This window comes from Serratia ureilytica, from assembly GCF_013375155.1.
GTDB classification, from domain to species: Bacteria; Pseudomonadota; Gammaproteobacteria; order Enterobacterales; family Enterobacteriaceae; genus Serratia; species Serratia ureilytica.
On sequence record NZ_JABXOF010000027.1, the window covers coordinates 1 to 703 of the forward strand.

General features: G+C 53.5%; 1 protein-coding gene. It reads left to right on the plus strand.

What is annotated here, in order from left to right:
- Window positions 1-699, plus strand: a 699-nt coding sequence (locus HWW83_RS25455; RefSeq protein WP_255326684.1) for an EF-Tu C-terminal domain-related protein, incomplete at its 5' end; no start/stop codon positions are given.
- Between the last annotated feature and the right edge of the window lie 4 nt (window positions 700-703).

A 703-nucleotide genomic window follows, 5' to 3' on the forward strand; every position in this document is an offset into this window, starting at 1 on the left:
TTCCCAGGCGACGACCTGCCAGTGATCCGCGGTTCCGCGCTGAAAGCGCTGGAAGGCGAAGCTGAGTGGGAAGCGAAAATCATCGAACTGGCCGAAGCCCTGGACAGCTACATCCCAGAGCCAGAGCGTGCTATCGACAAGCCGTTCCTGCTGCCAATCGAAGACGTATTCTCCATCTCCGGTCGTGGTACCGTTGTTACCGGTCGTGTTGAGCGCGGTATCATCAAAGTTGGCGAAGAAGTTGAAATCGTTGGTATCAAAGACACCGTTAAGTCTACCTGTACTGGCGTTGAAATGTTCCGCAAACTGCTGGACGAAGGCCGTGCTGGTGAGAACGTAGGTGTTCTGCTGCGTGGTATCAAACGTGAAGAAATCGAACGTGGTCAGGTACTGGCTAAACCAGGCTCCATCAAGCCGCACACCCAGTTCGAATCTGAAGTGTACATCCTGAGCAAAGATGAAGGTGGTCGTCACACGCCATTCTTCAAAGGCTACCGTCCACAGTTCTACTTCCGTACTACTGACGTGACCGGTACCATCGAACTGCCAGAAGGCGTAGAGATGGTAATGCCAGGCGACAACGTGAACATGGTTGTAACCCTGATTCACCCAATCGCGATGGACGACGGTCTGCGTTTCGCAATCCGTGAAGGCGGCCGTACTGTAGGCGCTGGTGTTGTTGCTAAAGTTATCGCTTAATCGC